Origin of the sequence: Desulfosarcina sp., from assembly GCF_041551955.1 — a bacterium.
In the GTDB taxonomy this organism is placed as follows: Bacteria; Desulfobacterota; Desulfobacteria; order Desulfobacterales; family Desulfosarcinaceae; genus Desulfosarcina.
Genome location: NZ_JBFELV010000293.1, coordinates 1 through 6203, shown reverse-complemented (window position 1 = coordinate 6203; position 6203 = coordinate 1). Strand labels below are relative to the sequence as shown.

6 protein-coding genes are annotated in these 6203 nt (G+C 57.1%); 5 read left to right on the top strand and 1 reads right to left on the bottom strand.

Features of this window, described 5'->3' with window-relative positions; translation table 11 throughout:
* From ABYV26_RS18215 to mgtE (ABYV26_RS18195), 5 genes are all read left to right on the top strand, one after another.
* Positions 1-375, top strand: a 375-nt coding sequence (locus ABYV26_RS18215; RefSeq protein WP_372682781.1) for a DUF1538 family protein, incomplete at its 5' end; no start/stop codon positions are given.
* 76 nt (positions 376-451) lie between these two features.
* Positions 452-778: a P-II family nitrogen regulator gene (locus tag ABYV26_RS18210; RefSeq protein ID WP_372682780.1), complete on the top strand. Its 327-nt coding sequence runs from the start codon at positions 452-454 to the stop codon at positions 776-778.
* Positions 779-802: 24 nt separating this feature from the next.
* A complete protein-coding gene (locus ABYV26_RS18205; protein ID WP_372682779.1) occupies positions 803-2518 on the top strand; it encodes a Na/Pi cotransporter family protein in 1716 nt (571 codons plus the stop codon).
* Between the two features lie 31 nt (positions 2519-2549).
* Positions 2550-3836: a magnesium transporter gene (gene mgtE / locus ABYV26_RS18200; protein WP_372682782.1), complete on the top strand. Its 1287-nt coding sequence runs from the start codon at positions 2550-2552 to the stop codon at positions 3834-3836.
* 60 nt (positions 3837-3896) lie between these two features.
* A complete protein-coding gene (gene mgtE / locus ABYV26_RS18195; protein WP_372682778.1) occupies positions 3897-5261 on the top strand; it encodes a magnesium transporter in 1365 nt (454 codons plus the stop codon).
* Between the two features lie 34 nt (positions 5262-5295).
* Here the strand turns inward: mgtE (ABYV26_RS18195) and ABYV26_RS18190 are convergent.
* Positions 5296-6203: TrkA family potassium uptake protein (locus ABYV26_RS18190; RefSeq protein ID WP_372682777.1), on the bottom strand; the 908-nt coding region annotated here is incomplete at its 5' end.

The window sequence follows — 6203 nt, the reverse complement described above, 5'->3', positions numbered from 1 at the left end:
TCACTGGGGCTGCGGATTGCGGTTGCCCTTGGCGTGGCTGTGGGCATTACCCTTGGCACCTTCCGCATTGTGACAGGAACCCCACTTTATATCTATATCCTAGCCGGCTATGTGGTGGTTGCCATACAAACCTATTTCGCGCCGCGGATGATCATCCCGCTGGCCTATGATTCCGGCGGGGTGACCACCTCCACAGTTACCGTTCCCCTGGTTGCGGCGCTCGGTCTGGGTTTGGCGTCAAATGTTCCGGGCCGCAGTCCGGTGCTGGATGGATTCGGGCTGATTGCCTTTGCCAGTTTGTTCCCGATCATCAGTGTTCTCGGATACGCCCAGCTGGTTCAATGGATCGTCGGGCGGCGGAAGAAAAAGACATGACAAACGCTCGCTTGTCGCCAAAACGCAAAAACAATGGGTGGGTTGCCTCGAATCGGACAAAGGAGGAAAAAAGTCAATGGCCAATAAATGCATCCTCGCAATGGTGAAGCCGAATCTGACCGACCAGGTCGTCGAATCGGCCAAAAAGGCCGGTGCCACCGGGGCGACCATCATCCCGGCCTCCGGAACAGGCGCCGGTGAGGCGAAAACGTTTTTCGGGCTCAGCCTGGACATCCGCACCGAGGTGGTGCTTTTCTTGGTGAGCGACGCCATGGTCGAACCGATCCTTTCGGCCATCAGGGCTGCCGGCCGATTCAGCGAGCCCGGTACCGGTATTGCCCTGGTGCTGCCAGTGGAGCAGGTGGCCGGCATGGAAAGCCAGACATCCCGGAAAATACCGTAATGGTTTGAGGCCATAGGAACGGTTATGTCGATTCATTTTGATTTGTGGAAACTGCTGGCCGGTTTGGGCATTTTCCTTTTCGGGATGCAGTTGATCGAGGAGTCGGTCAAGTCCTTGTCCGGACGGGCGTTCAGGCGCATCATCCGGATGTATACCAACGGCCGGCTGCGATCCATCGGCAGCGGCGCCCTGGTCACCGCCCTGCTGCAAAGCAGCTCGGCGGTTTCGCTGATGGTCCTGGCCTTTGTGGGCGCCGGCGTGATGAACATGCAAAACGCCATCGGCGTGATCATGGGATCCAACATCGGTACAACGCTGACGGCATGGATCATCGCCACCATCGGGTTTAAAATTAAAATCGAGGCACTGGCCCTGCCCTTCATCGGCCTGGGCGCCGGCGGCTTGATTTTATTCAAGCCCTCTTCCAGGCCATTTTGGGTCACCCGGCTGATCATCGGGTTCGGTTTTTTATTCCTGGGCCTGGATTTCATGAAAACCAGCGTCGAAAGCTTTACGCAGACATTCAGCCTGGGGCAGTTTCCCGACTACGGACTATGGTTTTACCTGCTGGTGGGCACCCTGGTCACCGCCCTGATGCAGGCCAGCGCAGCGACCATTGCCATTGTGCTGACGGCCCTGAACAGCGGGCTGATTACCTTCGACATCGGTGCCGTCATGGTCATCGGGGCCAATATCGGCACGACCATCACCGTATTGTTGGGGGCCATCGGCGGTGTGCAGGCCAAAAAAAGAGTCAGTCTGAGCCACCTGGTTTTCAATGTCATCACCGGTGCAGCGGCCTTTTTAGGGCTGCCGTTATTGGTCTGGATCATCTCGTTTGTGGTCGATATCCGTTCCGACAGCCTGATGGGCCTGGCCCTGTTTCACACGCTTTTCAATATGTTGGGGGTGGTGCTTTTTTTTCCTTTCCTCGGGCCGCTGTCGAGATTTCTGACGAAGGTTTTTCCGGACTACAAAACCATCCTCACCGTCTATCTTGACCAGACACCTCCGGAGATTACGGATGCCGCTACGGCGGCCCTAAGAAAAGAGACCGGCCATTTGCTGCAGGAGTGCCAGCTCTACAACCTGAGGCTGCTGCGGATCGATGAACGGCTGGTGTTCGACGTCGATCTGCCCTTTGAAGCCAACCGAAAGAAACGATACACCCTGGATGAATTTTACGAGAACATCAAGCTGCTGCATGCCGAAATCTTTACTTTCTATTCCAAGATCCAGACCCATAAACTCGATGAGACGGAGGTCAAAGAGCTGGAGCGATTGATTTACGCCTCACGCAACATGATGAACTCCATCAAAAACTTCAAGGGCATCCGCCACAACATGGATGAGTTCGACGGTTCGGACAATGCCTACTTGAACGCCCAGTACAAGCTGTTCCGCAAGCGTCTGGTGGAGCTGTACCACAACATGGGCCGGATCTTGAACACGCAGGACCAGGAAGGCCAGTACCGCAGCCTGCTGACCACTTTCGTGCAGATCGAAGAGGCCGACAACCGCTTTATCAAAAACACCCTCAATGCAGTGGCCGAGAAAAAGATACAGGAGATGGAGATCGCCTCCCTGCTTTTGGTGAACCGGTTATTCACCCAGTCCTGCCGCATGCAGATATACAGCATGAAGGACCTGTTGCTTTCCCAGGAGCAGGTCAACAACTTCGATCGTGCCATGGACATCAAAGAGATCATGGACGCCGAAAAAAAGAGAGTAAAGGATTGAATTCATGACGGGCAACGCCAACCTGCTTCCGGTGGTTCAGAAGTTTTTCGAATATGATCTGGACACGGCCGCCCACATTCTCGAAAGCATGACCGAAGAGGAGGCGGCCGACGTGTTGAAGGCCCTGCCGATGCCCCTGTCGGTCCGTGTGGTCAAGGTCCTGCAGATCAGCTATGCCGCCACGCTGCTCAAGGATGCCGACGAGGCGTTCTTAAGGGAGATGACATCGCACCTCGACCCGCAGTCGGCAACCTCGATACTGATGCGTCTTCCCCAGGAAGCCCGGGAACGAATGACCAGGCACCTCTCCGAAAAAATAAAAGGGCAGATCAGGGAGCTCCTCGAATACCCGGAAGGCAGCATCGGGCGGACCATGACCACCGATATCATTGCCCTGAAAATGGAGAGCCGGGCCCAAGAGGCGATTGAAAAAATCCGTTCGCTGGCCAAAAAGCGGTTTCCCTCATCATACGTGTATGTGGTTGATGATGACAATCGTCTCGTCGGCGTATTGAACATGCGCGATTTAATGCTTGCCGATCCCGACAAGACCCTGGATGAGATCAGCCGCAAGGATCTATTCGCCCTGCACTGTTTCATGGACCGGCACGAAGCCGCCGGCGAACTCGCCAAGCGCAAATTTTTTGCCGCGCCCGTGGTGGACAGCGAGAACCGTATCCTCGGCATCATCAAGGCCGAACGCATGATTCACGGGGTCAGGGAGGACGCCACCAAGGACATCCAGCGGATGTTCGGCGCCGGCGGCGATGAACGGGTTTTCTCGACCATATGGTTTTCGTTGAAGAAGCGACTGCCCTGGCTGCATATCAATCTGGCGACGGCCTTCCTGGCGGCCGCCGTCGTGGCCCTGTTCGAAGGCATCATTGCCCAATTGACCATCCTTGCCGTTTTCCTGCCGGTGGTCGCCGGCCAGGGCGGCAACGCCGGCGCCCAGTCGCTGGCCGTGGTCATGCGCGGCATCGTCATGCGCGAAATTCCGAAGGACAAAATCTTTCAACTGGTTCTCAAAGAGGGCAAGATCGGGGCGATCAACGGCATCGTCATCGGTGCGGTAACCGCGCTGGTGGCCTGGCTGTGGTACGGCAACCCCTACCTCGGCGTGGTGATCGGCCTGGGCATGCTGGTCAACCTGATATTCGCCGGCCTGGCCGGCGCATCCATCCCGCTGATCATGAAAAAGATCGGCATCGATCCGGCCCAAAGCTCCAGCATCATTTTAACGACCGTAACGGATGTGTTGGGGTTTCTGGCCTTTCTCGGTTTTGCCGTGATGTTCCAGGACGCCCTGATCGCTTGAGCGGTTGCCGCCGCCTAACTCCCCAACGCACCTTCAAGCTGTACGCCTGCGAGGTTATCCATGAGTCATCCAACTCCCCCCTGGGAAACGCTCCGCCGGTTGATTGTTGCCGGTAAAAGCGAGGAATTAAATGCGTTTATCGATACGCTCAGCCCGTCGGAAACGGCCCGGGCCATCTCTCGGTTAACCGAGCAAGAGCAACATCGTCTGTTCAGCATTCTCAGCCCAGAAGATGCCGCCGACGTAATTGAGGACATCTCGGAAGCCCAGGCGGCGGACCTGGTGGAGGATATGCCGTCGGCGCAGGCAGCTGCGATCATGGAGGAGCTGACCAGCGATCATCTGGCTGATGTGCTGGGCGAAATGGATGCGGATGCCAGCCAGGCCATTCTGGCCAAGATGGACCGTAAGGAGGCCGAAGAAGCCAGGATGCTGCTGGCGTACTCCCCTGACTGCGCCGGCGGCCTGATGATTTCCGAGTTCCTGGTCTACAAAACCGACGATACGATCCAGGACGTCCTCGACGACCTGCAGGCCAATCGGAGTGAATACGTCGATTACCATGTGCAGTATTTTTACGTGGTTGACCGTGAAGGGCGGTTGGCCGGTGTGCTGCGCATGCATGACCTGCTTTTTCCCGCGCGGGAGACCCGCCTGACCCAGGTAATGATCCCTTCCCCGCTGAGTGTGCCGGACGATGCTTCGCTTAAAGCGCTCGAGGAGTTTTTCGAGGAGCACCACCTGTTCGGGGTGCCGGTGGTGGATGACGGGCAACGGCTGGTCGGCGTGGTGCTGCCGGGTGCCATCGAGGAGGCGGTCAATAAACGCAAGACCAAAACATTCCTGCGCCTGAGCGGTATCATCGGCGGCGAGGAGTTCAGAACCATGCCATTGCTTTCACGCTCCGGCCGCCGTCTGTCCTGGCTGAGCATGAACATCGTGCTCAATATCATCGCCGCCAGTGTGATCGCCCTGTATCAGGACACCCTGGCCGCCGTGATCACCCTGGCGGTCTTTCTGCCCATGGTCAGCGACATGAGCGGCTGTTCGGGCAACCAGGCCGTGGCGGTTTCCATGCGCGAGCTCTCCCTGGGGCTGGTTCGGCCCGGCGAACTGCTCTGGGTGCTGGCAAAAGAGACGCGTGTCGGCATGATCAACGGTTTGGTGCTGGGCTTGCTACTTGGCGGAGTCGCCTTCTTTTGGAAGGGAAATCCCTGGCTCGGCCTTGTGGTCGGTGGCGCATTGGCGGCCAACACGCTGGTTTCGGTCATCCTGGGCGGGATGCTGCCCCTCGTCCTCAAACGGCTGAAGCTCGATCCGGCCCTGGTTTCAAGTCCGCTGCTGACGACGGTCACCGACATGTGCGGCTTCTTTTTTGTCTTGAGCTTCGCCGCGGCGGTTCTGCCGAAACTCGGTGGCATGTAGGCAGTGCTGTCTAAGATACCTCGGGCTTGATCGCTTATGCATACCGCTTTAAAAATTGTTTTTCCGCATCGTCGGTGCCGATCATGATCAGCTCATCCTTTTCGCCGAGGCGAACTGAGGGGTCGGGATTGCTGATCATCTCACCGCCGTGGTTGATGGCGATAACCGAGCAGCCGGTCTGGATGCGGATCTGACTCTCGATCAACGATTTGCCGACCAGGGAGGCATGCATGCCGGCACGGAATACGTTCAATCCCTCGGCAAGCATCAAGACATCGTCGGGTTTGAGCAGATTGAGGATGGTGTTGGCCGCCAGGGAGGCATAGGACATCACCAGGTCAGCCCCGGCCGTGTGCAGTTTTGAGATATTTCTGTCCAGATTGGCCCGGCAGATGATCTGGATGTCTGGGCGCAGCCTGCGGCAGTAAATGGTCAGGTAGATATTGGTGGGATCGTCATGGGTGGTGATGATAACCGATGGCGCCTCATCGATCCCGGCGCGTGTCAGGATGTTGATGTCCGCGGCACTTCCGTGAACATATTTGGGATTGACGACAAGCTTCTTGTTTTTTTCGATGATCCGATAGTCGATACCCGCCTGCTCCAGGGCCTCTGCCGCAGCACGGCCGACCCGGCCACCGCCCAGGACGAGGACCGGCGCCCGCAATTTCTGGTATCCGCCGATATGCTCATCGTAGTTCTTGAGTTGCTCGGCCGATCCGGCCAATAAAAGGACCGTGGTTGAATTGATGTGGGTCGCCGCCGTGGGTATTTCAAACTTGCCCCTTTCCCAAACACCCACCACCGTAATGCCGGTTGTCTCGCGCAGCCGGCTTTGCTGGAGGGTCAAGGATTTTATCTTTTTCACATTGGCTCGCAAATGATCCTGATCTCGAATGGCCGCAGTTGCCGCCGTAAGTGCCACAACATCGGCATTGTAAG

Coding starts and splice junctions, on each gene's coding strand:
- ABYV26_RS18210 (WP_372682780.1), top strand. CDS start 452: ATGGCCAATAAATGCATCCTCGCAATGGTGAAGCCGAATCTGACCGAC.
- ABYV26_RS18205 (WP_372682779.1), top strand. CDS start 803: ATGTCGATTCATTTTGATTTGTGGAAACTGCTGGCCGGTTTGGGCATT.
- mgtE (WP_372682778.1), top strand. CDS start 3,897: ATGAGTCATCCAACTCCCCCCTGGGAAACGCTCCGCCGGTTGATTGTT.